The organism is Culturomica sp. (assembly GCF_003524185.1).
GTDB classification, from domain to species: Bacteria; Bacteroidota; Bacteroidia; order Bacteroidales; family Marinifilaceae; genus Culturomica; species Culturomica massiliensis.
On record NZ_DOED01000008.1, the window covers coordinates 26,848 to 50,185 of the forward strand.

Genomic DNA, 23,338 nt, shown 5'->3' on the forward strand with positions numbered 1-23,338 from the left:
GCGTTCAGGTTATACTATTTTTGTACTTTATGGAAACATCTGAATTATTAAAACGGGTAAGGAAAATCGAGATAAAAACCCGGGGCTTGTCCAGTAATATCTTTGCGGGAGAATACCATTCAGCTTTTAAGGGCCGGGGTATGACTTTCAGCGAAGTACGGGAGTATCAATACGGTGACGATATCCGGAATATCGATTGGAATGTGACGGCACGCCATAATCATCCTTATGTTAAAGTATATGAGGAGGAACGGGAATTGACCGTTATGTTGATGATCGATGTGAGCGGATCCCGCAATTTCGGCACGGTTTCCAAGCTGAAGAAAAATCAGATTACGGAAATTGCTGCTGTGATTGCTTTTTCTGCCATACAAAACAATGATAAGATTGGGGTGATATTCTTTTCCGACCGGATTGAGAAATTTATACCTCCTAAAAAAGGGCGGACTCATATTTTGCACATTATCCGAGAGCTGATTGATTTTTATCCGGAGGATAAGCAGACGAATATAGCTGCTGCGCTGGAGTATCTGACCAATTCTCTGAAAAAGCGTTGTACCTGCTTTGTACTTTCTGATTTTATCGATGAGCATGATTTCGAACATGCTCTTTCGATTGCGAACCGTAAGCATGATGTTGTCGCTTTACGGGTGTACGATAGACGGGAAGACGAATTGCCGCCGGTAGGCCTGATGTATCTGACGGATGCGGAGACCGGGGAACGGATGTGGGTGGATACGTCGGATAAACGCTTGAGGGATTATTATAAAAAATATGCTTTCGAACAGGAGCAGAAACTGAAAAATTCGTTTAAGCGGGCCGGTGTTGATGTTGCCAATATCCGTTCGGATGAGGATTATGTAAGGGCTCTGATCGCTTTGTTTAAGAAGAGAGCATAAAAAACGTTGATTTTAAGTTTGCGGTTTTGTCCTATTGCCGGATGAATCTATTGCAGACGATAAATCATAACAGGTAAATGTATGATGAGGTTTTTAAAACAAATACTCCTAGGTTTATTTCTTTCGGTGAGTGCCGGAGTTGTATGCGCTCAGAATATTGAATACGGGGCAGAACTGGATACGACCTATATGATGATCGGTGATCAGCAGCATTTGTCGTTTAAGGTGAAGAGCGATGTTCCATTGCGTATTTTGTTTCCGCAGCTGAAAGATACCGTGAGCGCCGGTATTGAGATTATATCCGGACCTGTCCGGGATTCTCTGAAAGGCAAGGATGGAAAATGGCTGTATGAGGAAAAATATGTCATTACTGTTTTCGATACGGGTGTATACATGATTCCCCAGATGCCGATTACCGTTGAGAATGACAATTACAATAACATTTTGCGGACGGATCCGTTAGGATTTGTTGTAAATACGTATCAGGTCGAGGAGAGCAAGGGAAATTACGATATCGTTTCTCCTTACGATGCCCCCTGGTCGTTTATGGAAATATTGCCGTATGTGTTATGGACATTGCTGGGATTGGTCGTTATAGCGGTCGTCGTATGGCTTGTTATACGTTACCGTAAGCATAAGCCATTGTTCCAGCGGGAGGAAGTCGTCATCCCGCCTTATGTTGTAGCTATACAATCGTTGGATCGTTTAAAAGACGAGAAGTTGTGGCAATCCGGACGGGTGAAAGAATATTATACGAAATTGACGGATACCGTACGTCAGTATATCGATGGGGAACTCGGAATCGCGGCGATGGAACAGACTTCTTTCGAGATACTCCGGGCGTTGGAAAATAACGATAAAGTAGAGGCCCAGGAGCGGGAGAAGCTGACCGGTTTGTTGCAGACGGCAGATTTTGTAAAATTTGCCAAAGCGACACCTTTACCGAATGAAAATGCCCATAATCTGGATATCGCTTATGAATTTGTGAATCATACGAATCAGAAGATAAAACAGGAACAGCAGAAGCTGGAAGCTCAAATGATGAAGGCAGAAGAGGAGGAGACCGAGAAACTGGCCGATGCTGAATAAATATCGGATTTAAAATTATCGAATATGTTTGGATTTGAATTTGCCAACCCGAAATACTTTCTTTTATTGGTACTGTTGTTGCCGATGATTTTATGGTATATTTTTAAGGAGAAGAAATCGCATGCCGATTTGCAATTTTCATCCTTACGGGCTTTCCGCGGAATACGGCATGCCGGACGGGTATGGTTAAGGCACGTGCTTTTTGCTCTGAAAGTTCTGGCTATTGTCTTTCTGGTTACCGCTTTGGCGCGTCCGCAGTCCAGTAATAGCTGGCAGACCTATACGAGTGAGGGAATCGATATTGTATTGGGGCTTGATATTTCGACCAGTATGTTGGCGAGAGACTTTAGCCCGGACCGTTTGGAAGCGGCTAAGGAGGTGGCTACAAAATTTATCCTCGAACGTCCTCAGGACCGGATCGGTTTGGTGGTGTTTGCGGGAGAGAGTTTTACCCAATGTCCTTTGACGACGGATCAGGCGGTGCTGGTTAATTTGCTGCGTGAAGTGCAGAGCGGGATGATTGAGGATGGTACGGCCCTCGGGTTGGGATTGGCAAATGCCGTAAACCGCCTGAAAGACAGTCCTGCAAAATCGAAGGTTGTCATATTGCTGACCGACGGGGTGAACAACCGGGGGGCTATTGCTCCGGTGACGGCAGCTGAGTTGGCGAAAACTTACGGTATACGGGTATATACCATCGGTGTCGGTACATATGGTGAAGCTCCTTATCCGGTTCCGTCTCCTTTCGGGGTACAATTACAGAATATGCGGGTGGAAATTGATGAAGATGTGTTGAGGCAAATTGCTACCGTGACCGGAGGACAGTATTTCCGGGCCACTGATAATAGTAAGCTGGAACAGATATACAAGGAAATCGACCAATTGGAAAAAAGTAAGATGGAAGTAAAGCATTTCAGTAAAAAACAGGAACAATATTTCTGGTTCGGTCTTATCGGGGTATTATTATTGGTAGGTGAAGCACTATTGAGATACACGTTGTTACGGAAAATTCCATAATAAATGATTGTAAATTGTAGATTTTAGATGGTAAATTGTGAAATGGAAGAAGAGGGAATCCAAAATCTGAAATCTGAGATTTGAAATTTAAAATTAGTTGTCATGTTTAGATTTGCACATCCGGAACTGTTATATCTGTTGATCATTATTCCGTTGTTGATTGTCTTTTATGTCGTGATGTTGACCCGGAAGAAAAAAGCCATTGCCGAATTCGGTAATCCGGAATTACTTGCTCCGTTGATGCCCTTGCTTTCTTTTAAACGGGGAACCTGGAAATTTGTCATGATTTTATTGGCCTTGTTGTTTGTCATTACAGGAGCTGCCGGACCGCAGTTCGGTTCGAAGTTACAGCAGGTGCAGAAAAAAGGGATAGAGTTGATGATTGCGCTGGATGTATCCAATTCGATGATGGCACAGGACATCAAGCCGAGTCGTTTGGAAAAAGCAAAATTGGCCATTTCCAGAATGATCGAAAAATTATCAAATGATAAAGTCGGGTTAATTGTGTTTGCAGGAGATGCTTATGTGCAGTTGCCGATAACGACCGATTATTCTTCTGCACGATTGTTTTTATCGGGGATCAATACGGATATTGTGCCTGTACAAGGTACTGCGATCGGAGCTGCGATCGATTTGGCGGCTAAATCGTTTACTCCGGAAACGGAGGCTTCTAAAGCGATTATCGTGATTACGGATGGAGAAAACCATCAGGATGATGCGGTTGCTGCTGCCCGTGCTGCCCACGAAAAAGGTATATATGTACATACTATAGGTATGGGGTTGGAACAAGGAGCCCCTATTCCTCAAAAAGGAAATCCGGGACAATTTATGAAAGACGGGAAGGGGAATGTAATTATATCGAAGCTGGACGAACAGACTTTGCGGGAAATAGCAAAGGCGGGCGAAGGGTTATATGTCCGGGCTACCAATACGGAAGTCGGTCTGAATACTTTGTTGGATGAAGTGAACCAAATGGAAAAGGCTTTATTGGAAGAAAGGGTATACAGTGACTATGCTGAAAAATACCAATATTTCTTTTTGGCAGGCTTATTTTTCGTGTTTATTGAGTTTATGATTCTGGGCCGGAAGAACAGGCATTTTATGAAGATCAATATATTTAAAACCGGCAAGGAGAAAACAGAGTAAATTTTGTTTGGACCTGCGGGTGGATGATGAGTTCGTTTTTAGTATGATTTTTGATTTACGGTCAAAGTTTTTTATCTTGATTTTAAATCTACAATTTAGAGAATGATATGAAAATAGCGTTGATATTGTTTCTGATCTCGATGGCTTTTACAGCAACAGCCCAAAAGGAGCGGAAATTTGTACGGGGAGGGAATGAACTGTATAATAAGCAGGATTTTGAAAAAGCGGAAGTAGAGTATCGAAAAGCATTGGATAAGCAGGCCGAATCGTATGAAGCGGCTTTTAATCTGGGAGATGCCCTTTATAAACAGAAAAAGTACGATGAGGCTTTGCAGCAGTTTGTTAATCTGGCAAAGCAGGAAACAAATCCGGAAAAACTCGGAGAATTATATCATAATATCGGTAATACTTTGCTGTCGATGGAAAAGACTGACGAAAGTATAGAGGCGTATAAGGAATCCTTGAGAAATCGTCCGGGTTCTGAAGAAACGAAATACAATTTGGAGTTTGCCCGTCATAAGAAACAACAAAACCAGCAGGACCAAAATAAAGATCAGAATAAGGATAACAAAGATCAGAAGGATCAAAATAAAGACCAGAATCAGGATCAGAACAAGGATCAACAAGATCAGAATAAAGATCAGAAAGATCAGGATAAACAAAATCAGGATCAGAACAAAGATAAGAACGACAAAGACCAGCAGGATCAGAATAAAAACCAGCAGGACCAAAATAAAGATCAGAACAAGGACCGGAATAAGGAGCAACAGCAGCAGCCGAACAAGATTTCAAAGGAGGATGCGCAGCGGTTGTTAGAGGCCTTGCAGAATGATGAAAAGAAAGTGCAGGAAAAGGTGCAGAAAGAAAAAGTACAACAACAGAAGGCTAAAAAAATGAAAATCGAAAAAGATTGGTAATTTTGCGGACTGATAAAATATAAGTCTAAAGGCTTAAAAAATATACAAATGAAAGTATTAGGGTTTATATTATTGTTTTTCAGTTGTTTGAACGTGTTTGGGCAAGGGGTTGAGTTTGAAGCTTCAGCACCTTCCGTCGTTGAAATCGGGGAACAATTCCGGTTATCCTATTCGGTTAACCGAAAAGGAACAAGTCTGCAGGTGCCGGCATTGGAAGGGTTTGACCGGTTGATGGGGCCGAGTATGGGTTCCTCTTCCTCCTTTACAAGTATAAACGGAAAGGTAACGCAGAATGTCGCTTATACCTATACTTACGTTTTAGAAGCGACAAAAGAAGGTACTTATCAGATTCCTGGAGCAACGATAACCATAGACGGCAAACAATACCGTTCCAATACATTGTCTATTCAGGTGATCAAAGGGAGTGGGAACAAGGCTGCCCAGAATGAGCAGCAGAACAAAAACCGGGCGGCACAACCTGATGCAACGGCTGCAATTAATGAAGATAATTTATTTGTGAAGGTGGATGTCAGTCGGCGGAATATCTATATCGGGGAGAGTGTGGTGGCAACGATAAAAGTATATTCGAAGGTGGATCTGGTGCGTTTCGGGCGCAGTAAATTTCCTTCTTTTGATGGCTTTTTGGCGGAGGAAATACCGACACCCCAACAGATTGAGTTGGTGCGGGAGAATTATGACGGAAAAATATACAATGTAGGGATCATCCGCAAGGTTTTGTTGTTTCCGCAACATACGGGAGAATTGACGATAGAGCCTTTTGAGTTGGAATGTATTGTCCGTCAACAATTAGCGAATTCCCGCAGTTTTTTTGACGATTTTTTCGGAAATTACCGGGATGTACGCGCTATGCGGTTGAGTAAGCCGGTAAAGATACATGTAAAAGAATTGCCGGTGGAAAACCGGCCTCTCGGCTTCAGTGGCACTGTCGGGAATATTTCCATGCGTACTTCCGTTTCGACGGATACGTTAAAGGCTAATGATGCGATTACTTATAAGATCGTATTTCAGGGAACCGGAAATTTGAAGTTGCTGGAAGCCCCGAAGATGAATTTCCCGCCTGATTTTGAAAGTTATGAGCCGAAAGTAAACAAAGATATCAATACCGGAGAAAACGGAATGACGGGTACCGTTACTTTTGAGTATCTGCTGATACCCCGTTATGCCGGTGATTATACGATTCCTGCTCCCAGTTTTTCTTTTTTTGATCCGAATACCTATCGTTACCGGACAATATTGGGGAATGAGTATAAAATACACGTGTTGAAAGGAAATGAAAACAGCCGGGAAAGCGGTATCAGTGCGGTACAATCCTTTAAGAAGGAGGATGTCCGTCAGCTTGGTAAAGATATTCGCTATATTCGTACGGGAGATTTGAAATTACATCCCGTAGGCAGTCGCTTTTTCGGGACGACTTCTTATTGGTTGGCCCTTATCATACCGTTCGTATTGTTTGTTATCGGAGCAATTCTTAACCGGAGAAGAATTAAAGCCAATGCTGATTTGGTGAGGGTGAAGAATAAAGCAGCCAACAAGATGGCTAAAAAACGGATGAAAGCGGCAGACCGGGCAATGAAAGTTCATAATACGGAGTTATTTTACGACGAAGTATTGAAAGCCATGTGGGGATATGTCAGCTATAAACTGAATATCGATAAGGCCGAATTGAACCGGGATAATATCAATGAGATTTTGCAACGGAAATCTGTCGATAACGTTCTGATACAAGAGTTTATAAGTGTTCTCGATACCTGTGAATTTGCCCGTTATGCCCCTGCCGGTAATCCCGACCAGGAAATGGATAAAGTGTATACGGATGGAATTACGGTTATTACGAAATTGGATAAGGCCATAAAGTAATTTACGGATGAAATCAGATCGGTCTGTTATAAAAATTGACGATCTGATCCGGAGATGGTTCTTTATGTTTATAGGAATTACGAAAATGATAAATGAGTCGGGTGACTTAAGATAAAAGACCATGAGAAAAATAGTATTGTTGTTATCGTTCGTTGTGTTATCGTTATGTAGCTTTGCTGCCGGTGAGAGCCTGAACCAGCAGGCAGAGGACGAATATAAGGCCGGGAAATACCTGGAGGCAGCCGATACTTACAAGAAGATATTGGCTGACGGACAGGAATCTTTTGCGTTGTATTATAATCTCGGCAATTGTTATTATAAGTTGGGCGAGAATACGCAAGCCATATTGAATTATGAGCGGGCCTTGTTATTAGACCCGGCTAATAAGGATGCTCAATATAATCTGAAAATGGCTCAAAATCAAGTGGTAGACAAGATTGAGGTGTTGCCGGAGATTTTTTTTATCAGGTGGTATAAGGCTTTGATTTCCTGGTTTTCTGCCGATCAATGGGCGTATATTTCAGTCGTATTGTTTGTGTTGTTTTTGGGAATGGTTGCCCTGTTTTTCTATTCTTCTTCGGTATGGATGAAAAAAACCGGTTTTACGTTGGGATTCGTACTGTTATTTTTTACGGTAATGACGATTGTTTTCAGTGTGAAGCAAAATAACCGGATTGTGGAGCGGGATAACGCTATCGTGGTAACGCCGAGTGTGACCGTAAAGGGAGCTCCTGATGCAAGCGGAACGAGTTTATTTGTCATTCATGAAGGTTTGAAGGTAAAAGTGATTGAATCTCTGGGAGATTGGGTAAATATCCGTTTGGAGGACGGAAATGAGGGGTGGGTCGCAAAAAACGATGTGGAAAAAATATAATTGTCGGAAGACTTTGATTGTCAGAGCATCATTGATTTTTAATATTTAAAAAGCACCAGAGGCTTGCTAAACCTGTCAAAGCTTATTAACTTTACGGCAGAATCTTTGTTGCTTTCAGTAGTGATTTATGGATAATTTTATAGTTTCAGCAAGAAAATACCGGCCTGCCAGTTTCGATACGGTGGTTGGTCAGCTTTCAATTACCTCTACGCTGCGGAATGCCATTATGAACCACCAATTGGCTCAGGCATATCTGTTTTGCGGTCCCCGGGGAGTTGGGAAAACGACATGTGCCCGTATTTTTGCCAAAACTATAAATTGCATGAATCTGCAGCCGAATGCGGAGCCTTGTAACGAATGTGAGTCGTGTAAAGCTTTCAATTCGGGGAGATCGTTGAATATTCATGAACTGGATGCGGCTTCCAACAATAGTGTTGACGATATCCGGGGACTGGTGGAGCAGGTACGTATTTTACCCCAGATCGGGAAATACAGTGTTTATATTATCGATGAAGTGCATATGTTGAGTACTTCGGCATTCAATGCATTTTTGAAAACTTTGGAGGAGCCGCCTGCCCATGCCATTTTCATTCTGGCAACTACGGAAAAACATAAGATATTACCGACTATTTTGTCTCGTTGTCAGATTTATGATTTTAACCGGATGAAAGTCGGAGATACGGTCGGGCATTTGAAATATATTGCTTCTAAAGAAGGAGTAAAGGCAGAGGATGAGGCGTTGGATATTATTGCTCAGAAGGCTGATGGAGCTATGCGGGATGCTCTTTCTATTTTCGATCAGGTTGTTAGTTTTTGTGGAAATGAGCTGACTTATGAAAAGGTTATTGCCAACCTGAACGTTCTTGATTACGATTATTATTTCAAGTTGACGGATTTGTTTTATGCCGGGAAGGTGTCCGAAGCGCTGTTGCTTTTTAATGAAATTCTGGAGAAAGGTTTTGATGCCGGCCATCTGGTGAGTGGGCTGGGTAAGCATTTCAGGGATGTATTGGTGGCTAAAGATCAGATTACGGTTCAATTGTTGGAAGTCAGTGCAAGTATCCGTGAGCGCTATATCAGGCAGGCTGCCGAATGTGCCGTGGATTTCCTATACGAGGCCCTGAAGGTTGTGGAGCAATGTGAGATGCAATATAAGGTGAGGATGGAAAAGCGGCTTTGTGTAGAAGTGGCTTTTATCCGTTTGTGTCAGATCAATGAATTAAAAAAAAAAATCTGAAAGCCTCTGAATCAGGGGTACTTTTAAAAATTGATGGATTTACCGGTAAATTCGGGGAATCTGCTGTAGCCGCATCTGTTCCCGTTACGAATATCCCTCCTGTTACAACTTCAGTTCGCCGAGAAGAAGAAAAGATAAAGCCCCCGGCTTCATTTAAATTAAAGAAAGCTTTCGCCGAGACAGCCCAAAGCTATGACGTTTCGAAACCGAAGTCTGTCGGGGAACAGATCGTGCAGGTCGAAGCGCGGGAGGCTTTCGGCAGTGAAAAGGTCGTTGCGGCTTTGGATGCTTATATCCGGTCGCATGCACTTGAAACGACAGTAGCTATTGCTTTGAAAACACATACACCTTTGGTACAGGGAGAAGATGTTGTGTTGGAAGTCGACAATAAGTTGCAATACGAGAAGGTTGAGGCTATTAAAAGCAGTATTCAGAATGCATTGATGAAACATCTGAATAACGGGCATTTGTCGCTGGAATTACGCTTTTTTGACGATACGAAAGGTAAGGAAGAACGCCGGCTGATTACTTCTCAGGATAAACTGGAATATTTTATAAAGGAAAATCCGGTTGTTGCCGAAATGAAAAGGATGTTCGGTCTGGAGTTCGAATAATCGTTCTTTTGCTGTAAAACAGCAAAAGAACGATCGGATTTATTTCCGGTATACGTCACGGGAATTTGCTTGTGCTGTCGGCATAATGACGATATCATTGAGGCAAACGTGTGCAGGACGTGTGATTGCGAAAATGATCGTATCTGCAATATCTTCGTTTGTGAGCGGTGTCATGCCTTTATATACGTTCTTGGCTGCTTCCGTGTCTCCTTTGTATCTGACAATTGAAAATTCCGTTTCAACCATTCCCGGGGCTATATTCGTCACTTTAATATTGTGTTTGAGCATATCTGTACGCATGGCTTTGGAAAGAGCATCTACGGCATGTTTGGTGGCACAATATACATTACCTCCGGGATACACTTCCTTGCCGGCAATTGAGGCAATGTTTACGATGTGTCCGTTATTGTTCCGGATCATCAGAGGTGCGATTTCCCGGGTGATATAAAGAAGTCCTTTTACGTTTGTGTCAATCATTCTTTCCCAGTCATCGATGATACCTTCCTGTATAGGACTGGTACCTACGGCCAATCCTGCATTGTTGACCAGAACGGCTATGTTTTGCCATTTCTCTTCCAGGTCTGTAATGGCTTTCTTTACTTCTTCTGCCTTCCGGATGTCGAAGCACAAGGGTAAAACTTCCCGCCCTTGCCGGCGGATTTCGGTGGCCAGTTCGTTTAAAAGTTCCTGACGACGACCGGTAATGATGAGATCATAACCGATTTCTGCTGCCCGTAAAGCTGTTGCCCTGCCGATACCGGAGGTCGCTCCTGTAATTAGTGCTATTTTTTTCATTTTGGGTGTTTTTCTGTTATACGGTTACGAAGTTATAGGTTTTACGTCATTTTGGGATGTTAAAATTCAAAATTATAAGAGAAAAAATGGTCATTCGCTTAAAATTGTATATTTTCGCTGATGTTATCAGGTGCTTTTAGTTCCGGAATATATACAGAATGGTAAAACGACTCGGATTTATATTGCTTTTAATGATGTTGGTATCTGCTGCCAATGCTCAGAAAATATTACGGAATACAAGTATCCTGAATTATCAGCGCGGTGACCGTACCTGGTTGCACTTCGGTTTTACCCTGGGGGTAAACTATATGGATTATCGGGTATTTATGTCCGGAGCCAATGCATATCGTGCTGAAACCGGGAAGATGGATGTCGGTTTTTTAGTCGGTATTATCTCCGAGTTGCGGATTACCGATGATCTGGGATTTCGCTTTTTACCGGGTTTGGAATTCGGAACACGCCGCATGATTTATACGAATGTGCCTGAAGAACTGGATGAATACGGAGAGAAAGATGGTAAAGTTGCTGCCTACAACGAGTCGGTATATATTACACTGCCTTTTATGTTGAAATATAAGGCTGTGAGATTGAATAATTTCCGTCCTTATCTGACTGCGGGTACCAGTTTGAAATATGATTTTCAGAAACATGACCGGCTGGATCTGGATAAGGGCGTATATTTCAGGACCAAACCTATAGACGTATTTCTGGAAGCCGGATTGGGATGCGATTTTTATTTACCTTATTTTAAATTGGGTGTCGAATTACGTTTTTCTTTGGGATTAACCAATACATTGGTCCGGGAATACGATTCGAAAAATCCGGGATACGAAGGCTATACTGCTGCATTGAAAAAGCTACAGGCCCGTATGTTTACTCTTTGCTTTAATTTCGAGTAGAAAGGTTTAGGGGAAAATGACTTTCGGAATAAGTTATCCGTATATTATATGTATAAAGAAATTGAGATCAGAATTCGTCCGGAGGAACTTGCGGATACGACGGCTATAGACCGTCAGGTTGCTGTTAGGTTAGGAATAGGGACAGAACGGATCAAACATATTGATATTATCCGTCGGGCGGTGGACGCCCGTCAACGGCAGGTGATGATGAATCTGTTGATCGGAGTGCACATTGACCGGATCGAGGAACGGGAGACTGTTTTTCGGCCGGCTTACCGCGATGTCTCAAAGGCTCCCATTGCCGTGGTTATCGGTGCCGGACCTGCCGGGCTGTTTGCCGCATTGCGACTTATCGAAGGGGGAATTCGGCCGTTGGTGTTGGAGAGAGGAAAATCGGTGGACGGGAGGAAAAAAGATTTGGCGCATCTGTATAAGACGGGAGAGGTCAATCCGGATTCTAATTTCGGATTCGGAGAGGGAGGTGCCGGTACGTTTTCTGACGGAAAATTATATACCCGTTCTAAGAAACGGGGAGATGTGCGAAGAGCTTTGGAAATTTTGGTATATCACGGTGCAGACGAAAATATTCTGATAGATGCCCATCCTCATATCGGTACGGATAAATTACCTGCTGTCATTGTCAATATTCGCAAGACTATTGAAAGATTCGGCGGAGAGGTCAGATTCAATAGCCGGGTTACCGATTTTATGATCCGGGAGAAGCGGATAGAGGGGGTTGTTGCTGGCGGAGAGGAAATTTATGCTAAGGGAGTTGTATTGGCAACCGGACATTCTGCCCGGGATGTTTATCGTTTACTGCACAGGCATCGGGTGTATATGGAACCAAAGGATTTTGCCGTCGGATTGCGTCTGGAGCATCAGCAGAACCTGATCGATTGTATCCAATATCATACGAAAGACGGAAGGGGGAAGTGGTTGCCTGCTGCAGAATATAATTTTGTAATGAATATACAGGGGCGTGGCGTTTATTCTTTCTGTATGTGTCCGGGCGGGGTGGTGGTGCCTGCTGCCACGGGGCCCGGACAACAGGTTGTGAACGGTATGTCGGCTTCAGGGCGTAATACGCCTTGGGCTAACTCGGCAATTGTTACCTCAGTAGGGGAGACGGAGCTTGCACAGATGCAGTACCGGGGACTTTTTGCCGGAATGGAGTTTCAGGAGCAACTGGAAAAAACGGCCTGGGAACAGGGAGGGCGTAACCTGTATGCTCCTGCCCAATTGTTGACGGATTTTCTGTCGGGTAATTACAGCCAAACGATTCCCCGGGTATCTTATAAGCCGGGTGTGACGTCTTCGTTGTTGCATGAATGGTTTCCTGCGCTTTTAACGGAGCGTCTGCGGACCGGCCTTACTTTTTTCGGACAGAAGGCGAAGGGATATGTGACGGATCAGGCTGTTTTGCTGGGGGTCGAAACCCGGACGTCGGCTCCTTTAAAAATTCTCCGGGAAAAAGAGACATTCAGGCACGTTGAAATTGAAGGTTTGTATCCTTGCGGAGAGGGGGCCGGTTATGCCGGAGGCATTGTTTCTGCTGCGATGGACGGAGAGAAATGCGCCGAAAGTCTTTTGACGACATATTTTTAGTAAAAAGTAAAAAAAAAGTCGTTTTTTTTTTTGAAAACTTTGACATCCTCAATAAAATACATACATTTGTCTGTAGAGAAAAAGGTTATAAAAATTCTAACCCTAAAAATTAATAGTATGAATAAAGCACAATTAATCGATGCTATTGCTGAAAAAGCAGGTTTAACAAAAGCAGATTCAAAAAAAGCTTTAGAAGCTTTCGTAGAAACAGTTGGTGATGCACTGAAAAGTGGTGATAAAGTAGCTTTGATCGGATTCGGGTCATTCTCTGTATCAGAAAGAAGCGCTAGAAGTGGTAGAAATCCACAAACTGGTAAAGCAATCACTATTCCTGCTAAGAAAGTGGTTAAGTTTAAAGCTGGTGCTGAATTGGCCGAAAAATGCTAATACCTGCAACTAAACAATAAAAAAAGGGGTGTCAACGAAAACACCCCTTTTTTTATATTGAAAAGGAGATGAAAAAGAAAGAAATATTACCCTGGAATGTACTTGGTTCCGAATATCTTTTTCGGGAACCTTGGCTTACTGTTCGTAAGGATCGGGTTAAGTTGCCCAATGGCAGCATTATTCCTTCCTACTATGTATTGGAATATCCGGCATGGATTTGTGTTATCGGTGTCACCAAGGAGGGTAAAATGTTGATGGAGCGACAGTATCGTCATGCTTTGGGAAAAGTTTCGTATGAGTTGTGTGCAGGAGTTGCAGAGGATTCTGACGAGACTTATCTGGAAGCGGCTAAACGGGAGCTTTGGGAAGAAACCGGTTATGGCCGGGGAAATTGGTCGCATTTTATGACCATGTCTGCTAATCCGGGAACGCATACCAATTTGTCGTATTGTTTTCTGGCCACGGATATTGAAAAGATTTCAGAGCCACATCAGGAAATGACAGAAGATATTGCGATCGAATTACTGGATGTTCAGGAAGTAAAAGAAATGCTTCAAAAAGGTGAGATTGTGCAATCCATGCATGCCGCTCCTTTGTGGAAATATTTTTGCGAAATGAAAGAAGTGTAAGTTTGAGATCATGAGAACCGAAAAAGAACAACTGGAGTACCTCAAAAATTTTGTAACGGACGAAAGAAACCATTTATTTGATCGTTTGCTTCAGGAAAGGACAGATTATGTCACAGTTGTGCTGGAAGATTTATACCAGTCCCATAATCAAAGCGCTGTGATGCGGACAGCCGATTGTATGGGACTTCAACATATACATATAATCGAGAACCGGAATTGTTATGATGTCAGTTCGACGGTTTCTCAAGGGGCCCGTGAATGGCTGACTCTTCATCGGTATAGAGGGGAACAAAACAATACACCGGCAGCAATCCGGCAGCTCCGTGAAGCCGGTTACCGGATTATAGCAACAACTCCCCACACCCAGGATGTATTGATCGATGATCTGGATTTGCAGAAGGGGAAAATGGCTTTTTTCTTCGGAACGGAATTGACGGGTTTGTCGGAAACCGTAATAAATGAGGCCGATGAATTTGTAAAAGTCCCGATGTATGGCTTTACAGAGAGTTTGAATGTAAGTGTATGTGCTGCTTTAATCATGTACAGTGTTGTTCAGCGTTTGAAAACGAGCGCCATAAACTGGCATTTGGATGAAGCCGAACGGGTGAGAGTGGCTTTGCAATGGTATAAGCATTCGATAAAATCTTCGAAGCAGATATTGGAGAGGTTTGAGGAAAAAGAGGAAATCGGATTGTAGATTTTAAATTGAATCGGGGAACGAGCGTTTATGTTGAAACCGCATTGTAAATCGAAAGTCGTAAATTAGTACCGGGATGATGTTGAAGAACAATATGTTTAGTCGTGTTGGAAAATTATTGGTTGCCGGATTGCTGGTTGTATACGGGAATGCCGGATATGCACAGAGTAACGTTCAGCGCCGGGCCGATACGTTGATGACCGAATTGGTAAAGGCAGAGACCGATAGCTTGAAAATCAGCTATGCAGATGAATTGGGACGGTTATTGACAGTACTGAAACCGGCGGATTATGATTTGCTCCGGCCGGTTAAATACCTGAATTATAAGAAAAGTCCGTTGACCGGGGCTGAAATGTTTTCCTGGCAGGTACAATTGACGGAAGGGGCGGCTTTTTATCATGTTTTTAAGTTCGGAGGTATCCGGAAAGATGTGGTGTGGCGTTATTTGCCCGGAGAACAGACGGAGATTCCGGATTATTTGTTTTATGATTGGCTGGCCTTTAAAACGGGTAAAAAATATAGCTATATACTTTTCGGATGGAGTGAAACGGCTAAAACAAACCGTAAAGGATTGTGGGTGGTGGATTTTGCAGCGAACGGCAAGGTAAATTTCAACCGTCGGTTGTTGCGGAAGGGTAATCGCCGGACCGCTTTCCTTGTTTTCGAATACGGAAAGGAAGTAAATATGATGTTGAAACACGACCGCAAAGGAAAACGTATTATTTTCGATCACTTGTCTCCGGCAGAGTCCCGGTATGCGGATTATTTCATGTTTTACGGTCCGGACGGAGAGGTGAATGCTCTCGAATTGAGAAAGGGAGAATGGTGGTTTACCGATAAAGTAAAAATAAAAAATACCGGAAATGAACTTCGATAATTACATAGCAGAAGAGTTTGATGATATCCGTATACTCCGCTATCGGGTGGATGTATTTGAGACCTTGCCTTTACAGGAAAAATTGTTTGTCTATTATCTTAGCCGGGCGGCTTTGGCCGGGCGGGATATTCTATGGGATCAGAACAACAGATATAATCTTCGGATACGTAAAGTATTGGAGCGTATTATATGCAAGTATGAGGGGGATCGTTCGGTTGCTGAATTTCAGGCATTTTTGCTTTATGCCAAGAAGGTATTTTTTGCCAACGGTATTCATCATCATTATTCCATGGATAAATTTATTCCGGCATTTCCGGAATCCTATTTCCGCCTGTTGCTGGAGCAGACCGGACAGGGAGCTGTGTTCGAGGAACTGAGAAGCGTTGTGTTCGATCCGGGATATATGGCAAAGCGGGTAGCGTCTGACGGTAGCCGGGATTTGATAGTCAATTCAGCTAATAATTATTATGAAAACGTCACCCAGCAGGAAGTGGAGGATTTCTATAATAACCGGAAAGAACCGGAAACAAGGCATCCTTTGAATTCTACTTTAGTTAAGGTGGAGGGGGAAGTAAAAGAGCAGGTATGGAAAGCAGATGGAAAATACGGTAGGGAAATCCGTCGGATTATGGGATATCTGGAGCAGGCTTTGCCTTATGCTGCCAATGAAGAACAAAAGCAGGTGATCGGCTTATTGTTGGAGTTTTACCGTACCGGCGATCTAAAGGTTTTCGATAAGTATTCGATAGCTTGGGTTAAAGAAGGAAAGGCAAATGTTGATTTTATAAACGGATTTATAGAGGTATACGGAGATCCTTTGGCTTATAAAGCCAGTTGGGAGTCTGTGGTAGAGATTGTCGATGCGCAGGCTTGCAGCCGGACCCGGAAATTGGCTGAAAATGCCCTTTGGTTTGAAAAACACGCTCCTACGGATGACCGGTTTAAAAAAACTGAAATATCCGGTATTACGGCCCGGGTGATGCAGGTTGCTATGCTGGGAGGCGACTGTCATCCGGCAACGCCTATCGGTATTAATTTGCCGAATGCCGAATGGATACGGGAGACATACGGAAGTAAGTCGGTTACGCTGGATAATATCACTTATGCTTATCACCGGGCTTCAATAGGGAGTGGGGTAACGGATGAATTTGCATTTTCGGAGGAAGAGAAAAAGCTGGCAGAGAAATACGGTTATGAAGCCGGTAATATCCATACGGATTTGCATGAATGTCTGGGACATGGCTCCGGAAAGATGTTGACCGGCGTAACGACGGATGCTTTGAAAAATTATTATTCTACCTTGGAGGAAGCGAGAGCCGATTTATTCGCTTTGTATTATATTATGGATCCCAAACTGGTTGAGTTGGGAATTGTTTCTTCTCCGGAAGTGGCTCGTTGTGAGTATAACAGTTATATCCGTAATGGACTGTTGACACAACTGACCCGGATAAAACCCGGAAACAGCCTTGAAGAATCGCATATGCGTAACCGGCAATTGATAGCTGCCTGGGTATATGAGCAAGGGAAGGAAAGAAATGTCATTGAACGGGTTGTGCAGGAGAATAAAACTTATTTCGTCATACGTGATTATGAAGCTTTACGTATTTTATTCGGAAGGTTACTGGCAGAAGTGCAACGTATTAAATCGGAAGGCGATTATACGAAGGCCAGGGATTTAGTGGAAAATTACGGTGTAAGAATCGATATGGAGCTGCATCGGGAAGTGCTGGACCGTTATGAAAAATTACATATTCCTCCTTATGCGGGTTTTATTAATCCGGAGTATACGCTTGTTGAAGAAGGAGGGAAGGTGACGAATGTAAAGATCGGGTATCCGGGAGATTTTTTGGAGCAAATGCTGGCCTATGGCCGTGAAATAACCGGTTAATGCCTTTTTAAAAGCATTAACCGGTCTTCGGTGGTTATTTACTGAGTACAATATCGGAATAGGTTGTTGCAATTTTTATCGTGGCAGTCGGAGTTCCGGTATTACCGAACGAAGCAATGCCTTTGATTTGTTTCGTATAACGGTCGCTGCTGTCGTCGAGGGTTACATCTGAGAATTTCAGGCCGTTTGTACGGATATTTCCATAATGACTGGATAGATCGGCTTTAAATATGATGTTATTTGTCAGGTTGATCCGGACCGGAGTATAAGTGGCATCAATCGTTATGGCTTTGAAATTTTCGGATAAACCGTCTATTTTCACTTTACAGTATCTCAAACTGAGGGCTTCGAGTCTGTCGGATAATTGGTTGATGGTGATATTGCTATAGGCTGTATTGATAAAAAGGGTTCCGATATTCCCGATTTTGTAGTTGTCGTATTTGGAGTCGGCTCTCAATGTACCGATTTCCGTCGACGAAAGATTAGAATACGCACAATTTAAATTCCAGTCGTCGATTTTGTCTATCCGGACATTGCCGTATTTTATGTCGAGTGTCAGTTTCCCGGTTTCACCCAGTTCTAGGTTTCCGTATTTGAGAATAATGGAGTTGTCTTTCCCCGATAGGCGGCTGGCGTAAATATTACCGTATTTGACATCAGCTTTGAAGGTCTGTGTCGTTTCATCCAGCCGGATGTTTCCGTATTTGTTGATCAGGTTCAGGTAGACGGAAGCAGGTACATTGACCGTATAATTTACCGTTGTTCCACAGTTGTTACAATTGAAATTCCGTTGTTGTTCGAAATTGGTTTGAGCGGAAACTCTTCTTCCGGTCTGGTTGAAATCGATAGATACCCGGTCAGCCATTTGTTGGGCTATTTTCTCCTTGTCTCCTTTACCGATGATCTCGATGGAAAAATCGATGACCTCTTTATTCCATGCGTTGATGACAATATTTCCGTATTTGTTATTTATGTCCAGTTCACTGCCGGCAGAAACATTGAATTGTTTGGTAATCACTCGTTTTATTTCATGAGTGTTGGCGGAAGCGTGGCTTGCTGAGAACAACAGGCAGAGCACGAATAATAAGAATGTGTTTTTCATAGTTTTATAATTTATGTTGTTGATTATTTGGAATATCCTCTAAAATGGCGCGTATGCGTTGCAGGGATTCCATTTCTGCGTTGTAGCGGAGTACGATTAATGCAATATGATCTTCTTCAGACATCCTGGGCAAAGATGCACCCCATTTCTGGAATTTAATTTGCATGTCCTCAATATTGTCCCGCACTTCCCGTTGAGACTGAAGGTCCGTGATATGATCGGTTTCTTCTCTCACTTTGCCGATTTCATCCTGCAATTGCCGGTTGTAATAGGCTGTAACTTCCTGTATCGATTCCGGATAAGACATCGCTTGCCGGGGACGGGAATATTGGAACATGAGGATAAGTGCAATGGCTGCAGCGGCGCTTGTCGTTATTATCCATCTGCGCCAGTGTGTGTGTTTCTTTTTTTCGTGGCGTTCGAGACGCTGTTCGAAACGTTCGAAGTGTCCCATAGGCGGAAGTGCATTGTCAAGCATTCCTGCCTGTTTTCTGATTTGTTCATCCAATGAATTGCTCATGGGGATAATGTTCTTTTATAAGTTGAACTAATTTTTGCTTGGCCCGGATATATTGTGAACGGACAGTGGAAGGTGAAATCTGGAGTTGTACCGCAATGTCTGCGTAATCCAGGTTTTCTATCAGATGCAGATTCAGGATCATCCGGTAACCTTGCGGTAAAAGCTGCATCATTTTATGGATGGCTTCCAGTTGCATTTCGATGTGTTCCTCTTCTTCCGGTTCGTCAGTGTATTCCACTCCTTCGTTTAATTCTATAAAACGAATTTTGCGTTTTCGACAGATGTCTATCGACCGATTGATGGCAATACGTTTGAGGATACGTTTCATACTATCGGCATCTCCCGTGTACTCGTCAATTTTGTCGAGCACCTTTAAAAAGGTTTCCTGCATAACCTCTTCCGATTCCTGGGGATTACCCAGTATACGGAAGCAACAATTGTATACGCTTTTATAAAATAGCATATAAAATTCGAGTTGGGCCCGTCTGTCACCTTTTTGGCATTGTCGTCGTATGATGTTGTAATCGCTCATTTTACTGCTTTCTGACTATATGACGTATAAGATATGAATTTGCTGCATGTAAGATATAAAAAAATGTCTCCTTTGGGGGGAGACATTTTTAGTTTATTGTTCAATGAATTATATATCAGTGTTTTGAACGAGCGGAGATGATGGCGGAAAAATCTTCTGCTTTTAAGGAAGCGCCGCCGATTAAGCCGCCGTCTACATCCGGGTTGGCGAATAGTTCGTCGGCATTTTTAGCGTTGCAGCTTCCTCCGTAAAGAATGGAGGTATTGTCAGCAATGGCTTTACCGTATTGATCGGCAATAACTTTACGGATAAAGGCGTGCATTTCCTGTGCCTGGTCGGAAGTGGCTGTTTTGCCGGTACCGATAGCCCATACCGGTTCGTAAGCGATGACAATGTTTCCGAATTCTTCAGCCGTCAGGTTGAATAAACCGTTTACCAACTGGGATTTAACAACTTCAAAATGTTGGTTGGCTTCCCGTTCAGCCAGGACTTCTCCTACACAGAAAATAACTTCCAGTTTGTTTTCCAGAGCGCGGGCTACTTTTTTTACCAGGATAGCATCTGTTTCACCGTAATAGCTTCTTCTTTCCGAGTGTCCTAAAATAACATATTTACACCCGGTAGAGGCTACCATGGCTGCCGATACTTCACCGGTGTATGCGCCGGATGCTTCCGTGGCACAATTTTGTGCAGAAACAGAAACCAATGCCGGATCGACAGTTTTGTTCACTTCTGCCAGATGAATAAACGGAGTTCCGATGATTACCTGTACATTGGAGGCGTTCAGTGATTTTACTTTGGCATTTACTTCTTTAGCCAGTTCGATTCCTTCGGAAAGGGTTTTATTCATTTTCCAGTTACCTGCAACAATTTTTTTTCTCATGGTAGTATAATTTATTATTAAGTTTAGAATGATTTTTTCGTATAATCTGCTTTAAGACTTATTTTGCCAGTCTTTTGTATTTTTTTATCATGTAGAAGGCCAGCAGGAACATGTATAGTAAAGCCAGGGAATAAATCACATACCGATCGGTAATGTATTGTTGTTCCAGCAGGCAGAAAGATAAAGGATCTTTTCCTTTCAGTTCATCGGCATCCGGAATATCCCGGTGTCCCCATTTATCGATAATGGTTCCTTTTTTCAATAATACAAGGCCCGGATTGGAACGGATCACGGTTTTTAATTGAATTTCATCTGTAGCGCAGAAGCTGTAGTTGACGTTGTATTTGTGAACAAAATCGGTGATTTCGTCGGCGTTGGAAGCTGTCAGGCCGTAAAAGCGGTAGCCGTTCTCACTGGCATAAGCTGCCAGCTTGTTGAGTTTATCCTGTGCTTCTGCCGAGGCTTTGCTCAATTTGTAAGAAACGACTAAGAACGTGTAGTCGTCATCGTTCAGCACTTCTTCTGTGATGTCTCCGTATTCGGGGTGTTCAATGACAAAATCGTGGATGGGGGCTTTATAGCCTTCCTTTAATAATTTTTGGCTGGAACTGTGAAATTCCCAATTCAATGTGTCTTGCCAGGGGAAGTTGCTTTCATCAAATTCCTTAATCTCTCCTGTATTTTTATTTTTGTATTTTAAGGTTGTGCTGTATTCGTCGTGAGGGGCTCCTTCCGGAGTCGTCATACCTTCGGTGATGTTGGCTCCGACGGCATAGGGGCGGAAGTCCAGGATCGGCAGATGACGATAGCTGTACATTTCTATGCAAAACATAAATATAATACTTCCCGTCAGAATAACACTCTGTTCCAGGACGTTGAAAATGGATTTGAACCGCTTGCGGTTGAAAAACACCAGCAATACCATAACCAATAGGATGATATTTTTAAAGAAGGTTTCCCAATTGGTCAAGACCAAGGCATCTCCGAAACAGCCGCAGTCTGTCACCGGATTTTTGATTGCGAGAATCAACGTCAGGGGAGTGAAGACTGCCATGAAAAGAAGGGCTCCCCAGGAGGCTAATTTTGTTTTGATATTTAAAAATAAGCAAATACCGATAATGAATTCTGCCATGGAAAGCAAGAAAGAAAAGAATAATGCGGAAAAATTCATCCAGCTCATTCCGAAAGCGTTGAAGTAGTCGGTGAATTTGTAATCGGATCCCAACGGATCTATCCCTTTTACAAAGCCGGAGAAAATAAACACTAGTCCGATAAGAATCCTGCAGATATTCAGTAAAAATTTCATTGTACTTTGGAGTTTATAAAAATATATAAATCGTTTCTGTTTTTATTGTTTGTTCTCGACACATAAGCGGATCAGGGCAAAGACGGCATAATTGACCATGTCGTAGTAATTGGCATCTATACCTTCCGATATCAGGGTATCGCCTTGATTGTCCTCGATTTGCTTGGTCCGTTTGATCTTCATCAGAATGAGATCGGTATAGGAACTGATACGCATACTTCGCCATGCTTCGTCGTAATCGTGATTTTTGTCTAACATCAGACGTTTGGCGCTTTGAAAATATTCATCGTATCGTGCGGTTATTTTTTCAGGAGGAGTATCTTCTCCCGGGCCGAGTTCCAACTGGATAAGTCCCATGATGGCATAATTGATGATGCCGATGAATTCCGGCACAATACCTTCATGTACTTTGCATACGCCTTTTTCTTCTATGCAACGTATGCGGTTGGCTTTGATAAATATCTGATCTGTAATTGATGTTGTGCGTAATATCCGCCAGGCTGTGCCGTAGTCGTGCATTTTTTTTGTAAAAATATCACGGCATATATTTATTACGCTGTCATATTCTTGTGAAGTATCCACCATAATTTTCGGTTTACATTATGAAATGTAAAAAACTCGTTGTTATTTTGAGGTGTAAAATTAATAAATAGAATTGATAATATTTCAATTTTCAATTTTCAATTTTTAGCAATCATGATAAAGTTTCCGGTAATAGAAAGGCAAGTGCTCGATTTATCCCGTCCCCGGGTGATGGGAATTTTAAATGTGACTCCCGATTCCTTTTACGATGGGGGTAAGTATCTTAGTGAAACGAAGGTCATTGAACGTATCCGGCAGATTGTGGAGGAGGGAGCGGATATCATTGATGTCGGAGCCTGTTCTACCCGTCCGGGGGCTGCCGGGGTTGACGAGAAAGAGGAAATGGCCCGGCTGGAACCGGCTGTCGAGCTGATCCGGAAATATTATCCGAATATGCTTGTTTCGATAGATACTTACCGGGCGAAAATAGCGGAAGAAATTAATACTTGCCTGGGCCCGGTCATTGTCAACGATATTTCCGGAGGAACGATGGACAGCCGGATGTTTGAAACGGTAGCCCGGATGAAAGTGCCTTATATTCTGATGCATATACAGGGCATTCCCCGGACAATGCAACGGAATCCGGTGTACGGAAATGTCGTGGAGGAGGTAAAGCTCTTTTTTAAGGAACGGATTACCCGTCTGAATGAGTTGGGATTCGATAACCTGATCCTGGATCCGGGGTTCGGATTTGGAAAAACGGCTGAACATAATTTCCAATTGATGGAAGCATTGGATACTTTTCAGGAATTGGGTTATCCGGTACTTTCCGGAATTTCCAGAAAGGGTATGATCTGGAAGACTTTGGACATTACGCCGGCGGAGGCATTAAACGGCACGACGGTGTTGAATACGGTGTCACTGATGAAGGGGGCTCAATTGTTGCGGGTACATGATGTAAAAGAAGCTGTAGAAGCTGTGAAACTGTTCAACTGTATACATCAGTTTGCCCGTTTCTGATCCGT

23 protein-coding genes and 1 pseudogene are annotated in these 23,338 nt (G+C 42.9%); 17 read left to right on the plus strand and 7 right to left on the minus strand.

What is annotated here, in order from left to right; genetic code table 11:
* The first annotated feature begins 29 nt into the window (after positions 1-29).
* The 9 genes and pseudogenes from DD657_RS02995 (at position 30) to DD657_RS03035 (ending at position 9,671) form a co-directional block, all read left to right on the plus strand.
* Complete coding sequence (locus DD657_RS02995; RefSeq protein WP_021988993.1) at positions 30-899, plus strand: DUF58 domain-containing protein; 870 nt, start codon at positions 30-32, stop codon at positions 897-899.
* Between the two features lie 81 nt (positions 900-980).
* Positions 981-1,988, plus strand: a complete 1,008-nt coding sequence (locus DD657_RS03000; protein WP_021988992.1) for a hypothetical protein — start codon at positions 981-983, stop codon at positions 1,986-1,988.
* Positions 1,989-2,012: 24 nt separating this feature from the next.
* Entirely contained in the window at positions 2,013-3,005 is a 993-nt protein-coding gene (locus DD657_RS03005) for a vWA domain-containing protein (RefSeq protein WP_287048427.1), read from the plus strand.
* A gap of 102 nt (positions 3,006-3,107) precedes the next feature.
* A complete protein-coding gene (locus DD657_RS03010; RefSeq protein WP_021988990.1) occupies positions 3,108-4,151 on the plus strand; it encodes a VWA domain-containing protein in 1,044 nt (347 codons plus the stop codon).
* A gap of 107 nt (positions 4,152-4,258) precedes the next feature.
* Positions 4,259-5,068: a tetratricopeptide repeat protein gene (locus DD657_RS03015; RefSeq protein WP_021988989.1), complete on the plus strand. Its 810-nt coding sequence runs from the start codon at positions 4,259-4,261 to the stop codon at positions 5,066-5,068.
* A gap of 48 nt (positions 5,069-5,116) precedes the next feature.
* Entirely contained in the window at positions 5,117-6,946 is a 1,830-nt protein-coding gene (locus tag DD657_RS03020) for a BatD family protein (protein WP_021988988.1), read from the plus strand.
* Between the two features lie 121 nt (positions 6,947-7,067).
* On the plus strand, positions 7,068-7,820 hold the full coding sequence (locus tag DD657_RS03025) for a tetratricopeptide repeat protein (protein ID WP_118773587.1): 753 nt from the start codon (positions 7,068-7,070) through the stop codon (positions 7,818-7,820).
* A gap of 127 nt (positions 7,821-7,947) precedes the next feature.
* Positions 7,948-9,033 (plus strand): annotated as a pseudogene (locus DD657_RS03030) (DNA polymerase III subunit gamma/tau); the annotation flags it as partial.
* Positions 9,034-9,287: 254 nt separating this feature from the next.
* Complete coding sequence (locus DD657_RS03035; protein WP_021988985.1) at positions 9,288-9,671, plus strand: DUF8439 domain-containing protein; 384 nt, start codon at positions 9,288-9,290, stop codon at positions 9,669-9,671.
* 39 nt (positions 9,672-9,710) lie between these two features.
* Here DD657_RS03035 and DD657_RS03040 read toward each other — a convergent pair whose 3' ends face one another.
* Complete coding sequence (locus tag DD657_RS03040; protein WP_287048432.1) at positions 9,711-10,466, minus strand: SDR family NAD(P)-dependent oxidoreductase; 756 nt, start codon at positions 10,464-10,466, stop codon at positions 9,711-9,713.
* 158 nt (positions 10,467-10,624) lie between these two features.
* Here DD657_RS03040 and porT point away from each other — a divergent pair, with 158 nt between their 5' ends.
* The 7 genes from porT to DD657_RS03075 all read left to right on the plus strand — a co-directional run bounded on the left by porT (position 10,625) and on the right by DD657_RS03075 (position 17,448).
* Positions 10,625-11,365 (plus strand): type IX secretion/gliding motility protein PorT/SprT, encoded by a 741-nt coding sequence (porT, locus tag DD657_RS03045; protein ID WP_068689742.1) that lies wholly within the window; start codon positions 10,625-10,627, stop codon positions 11,363-11,365.
* Positions 11,366-11,413: 48 nt separating this feature from the next.
* Positions 11,414-12,970 (plus strand): NAD(P)/FAD-dependent oxidoreductase, encoded by a 1,557-nt coding sequence (locus DD657_RS03050; protein WP_287048434.1) that lies wholly within the window; start codon positions 11,414-11,416, stop codon positions 12,968-12,970.
* 117 nt (positions 12,971-13,087) lie between these two features.
* A complete protein-coding gene (locus tag DD657_RS03055; protein ID WP_068692148.1) occupies positions 13,088-13,357 on the plus strand; it encodes an HU family DNA-binding protein in 270 nt (89 codons plus the stop codon).
* Between the two features lie 68 nt (positions 13,358-13,425).
* A complete protein-coding gene (locus tag DD657_RS03060) occupies positions 13,426-13,986 on the plus strand; it encodes an NUDIX hydrolase (protein WP_021988980.1) in 561 nt (186 codons plus the stop codon).
* A 10-nt stretch (positions 13,987-13,996) separates the two neighbouring features.
* Positions 13,997-14,683: a TrmH family RNA methyltransferase gene (locus DD657_RS03065; protein WP_287048437.1), complete on the plus strand. Its 687-nt coding sequence runs from the start codon at positions 13,997-13,999 to the stop codon at positions 14,681-14,683.
* A gap of 76 nt (positions 14,684-14,759) precedes the next feature.
* Positions 14,760-15,560, plus strand: coding sequence for a hypothetical protein (locus DD657_RS03070; RefSeq protein ID WP_068689736.1), 801 nt, complete (start codon positions 14,760-14,762; stop codon positions 15,558-15,560).
* A complete protein-coding gene (locus tag DD657_RS03075) occupies positions 15,547-17,448 on the plus strand; it encodes a dipeptidyl-peptidase 3 family protein (RefSeq protein ID WP_287048439.1) in 1,902 nt (633 codons plus the stop codon). The genes DD657_RS03070 and DD657_RS03075 overlap by 14 nt, the downstream gene beginning before the upstream one ends.
* Positions 17,449-17,482: 34 nt before the next feature.
* Here DD657_RS03075 and DD657_RS03080 read toward each other — a convergent pair whose 3' ends face one another.
* The 6 genes from DD657_RS03080 to DD657_RS03105 form a co-directional block, all read right to left on the minus strand.
* On the minus strand, positions 17,483-18,550 hold the full coding sequence (locus DD657_RS03080) for a DUF4097 family beta strand repeat-containing protein (protein ID WP_021988976.1): 1,068 nt from the start codon (positions 18,548-18,550) through the stop codon (positions 17,483-17,485).
* Between the two features lie 4 nt (positions 18,551-18,554).
* On the minus strand, positions 18,555-19,070 hold the full coding sequence (locus DD657_RS03085; protein ID WP_068689731.1) for a hypothetical protein: 516 nt from the start codon (positions 19,068-19,070) through the stop codon (positions 18,555-18,557).
* Positions 19,051-19,602, minus strand: a complete 552-nt coding sequence (locus tag DD657_RS03090) for an RNA polymerase sigma factor (RefSeq protein ID WP_021988974.1) — start codon at positions 19,600-19,602, stop codon at positions 19,051-19,053. Before DD657_RS03090 ends, DD657_RS03085 begins: the two co-directional genes overlap by 20 nt.
* 115 nt (positions 19,603-19,717) lie before the next feature.
* Positions 19,718-20,485, minus strand: a complete 768-nt coding sequence (tpiA, locus tag DD657_RS03095; RefSeq protein ID WP_068689725.1) for a triose-phosphate isomerase — start codon at positions 20,483-20,485, stop codon at positions 19,718-19,720.
* A gap of 58 nt (positions 20,486-20,543) precedes the next feature.
* Entirely contained in the window at positions 20,544-21,791 is a 1,248-nt protein-coding gene (locus DD657_RS03100; protein WP_287048444.1) for a BT_3928 family protein, read from the minus strand.
* 42 nt (positions 21,792-21,833) lie between these two features.
* Entirely contained in the window at positions 21,834-22,376 is a 543-nt protein-coding gene (locus DD657_RS03105) for a DUF1599 domain-containing protein (protein WP_021988969.1), read from the minus strand.
* A gap of 111 nt (positions 22,377-22,487) precedes the next feature.
* On the opposite strand from DD657_RS03105, the gene folP reads away from it, so the two are divergent.
* Positions 22,488-23,333, plus strand: coding sequence for a dihydropteroate synthase (folP, locus tag DD657_RS03110; protein WP_021988968.1), 846 nt, complete (start codon positions 22,488-22,490; stop codon positions 23,331-23,333).
* Positions 23,334-23,338 lie beyond the last annotated feature (5 nt).

Coding starts and splice junctions, on each gene's coding strand:
- DD657_RS03050 (WP_287048434.1), top strand. CDS start 11,414: ATGTATAAAGAAATTGAGATCAGAATTCGTCCGGAGGAACTTGCGGAT.
- DD657_RS03085 (WP_068689731.1), bottom strand. CDS start 19,070: ATGAGCAATTCATTGGATGAACAAATCAGAAAACAGGCAGGAATGCTT.
- DD657_RS03005 (WP_287048427.1), top strand. CDS start 2,013: ATGTTTGGATTTGAATTTGCCAACCCGAAATACTTTCTTTTATTGGTA.
- DD657_RS03000 (WP_021988992.1), top strand. CDS start 981: ATGATGAGGTTTTTAAAACAAATACTCCTAGGTTTATTTCTTTCGGTG.
- DD657_RS03090 (WP_021988974.1), bottom strand. CDS start 19,602: ATGAGCGATTACAACATCATACGACGACAATGCCAAAAAGGTGACAGA.
- DD657_RS03065 (WP_287048437.1), top strand. CDS start 13,997: ATGAGAACCGAAAAAGAACAACTGGAGTACCTCAAAAATTTTGTAACG.
- DD657_RS03055 (WP_068692148.1), top strand. CDS start 13,088: ATGAATAAAGCACAATTAATCGATGCTATTGCTGAAAAAGCAGGTTTA.
- DD657_RS03025 (WP_118773587.1), top strand. CDS start 7,068: ATGAGAAAAATAGTATTGTTGTTATCGTTCGTTGTGTTATCGTTATGT.
- DD657_RS03020 (WP_021988988.1), top strand. CDS start 5,117: ATGAAAGTATTAGGGTTTATATTATTGTTTTTCAGTTGTTTGAACGTG.
- tpiA (WP_068689725.1), bottom strand. CDS start 20,485: ATGAGAAAAAAAATTGTTGCAGGTAACTGGAAAATGAATAAAACCCTT.
- DD657_RS03060 (WP_021988980.1), top strand. CDS start 13,426: ATGAAAAAGAAAGAAATATTACCCTGGAATGTACTTGGTTCCGAATAT.
- DD657_RS03105 (WP_021988969.1), bottom strand. CDS start 22,376: ATGGTGGATACTTCACAAGAATATGACAGCGTAATAAATATATGCCGT.
- DD657_RS03080 (WP_021988976.1), bottom strand. CDS start 18,550: ATGAAAAACACATTCTTATTATTCGTGCTCTGCCTGTTGTTCTCAGCA.
- DD657_RS03015 (WP_021988989.1), top strand. CDS start 4,259: ATGAAAATAGCGTTGATATTGTTTCTGATCTCGATGGCTTTTACAGCA.
- folP (WP_021988968.1), top strand. CDS start 22,488: ATGATAAAGTTTCCGGTAATAGAAAGGCAAGTGCTCGATTTATCCCGT.
- DD657_RS02995 (WP_021988993.1), top strand. CDS start 30: ATGGAAACATCTGAATTATTAAAACGGGTAAGGAAAATCGAGATAAAA.
- DD657_RS03040 (WP_287048432.1), bottom strand. CDS start 10,466: ATGAAAAAAATAGCACTAATTACAGGAGCGACCTCCGGTATCGGCAGG.
- DD657_RS03075 (WP_287048439.1), top strand. CDS start 15,547: ATGAACTTCGATAATTACATAGCAGAAGAGTTTGATGATATCCGTATA.
- DD657_RS03070 (WP_068689736.1), top strand. CDS start 14,760: ATGATGTTGAAGAACAATATGTTTAGTCGTGTTGGAAAATTATTGGTT.
- porT (WP_068689742.1), top strand. CDS start 10,625: ATGGTAAAACGACTCGGATTTATATTGCTTTTAATGATGTTGGTATCT.
- DD657_RS03100 (WP_287048444.1), bottom strand. CDS start 21,791: ATGAAATTTTTACTGAATATCTGCAGGATTCTTATCGGACTAGTGTTT.
- DD657_RS03010 (WP_021988990.1), top strand. CDS start 3,108: ATGTTTAGATTTGCACATCCGGAACTGTTATATCTGTTGATCATTATT.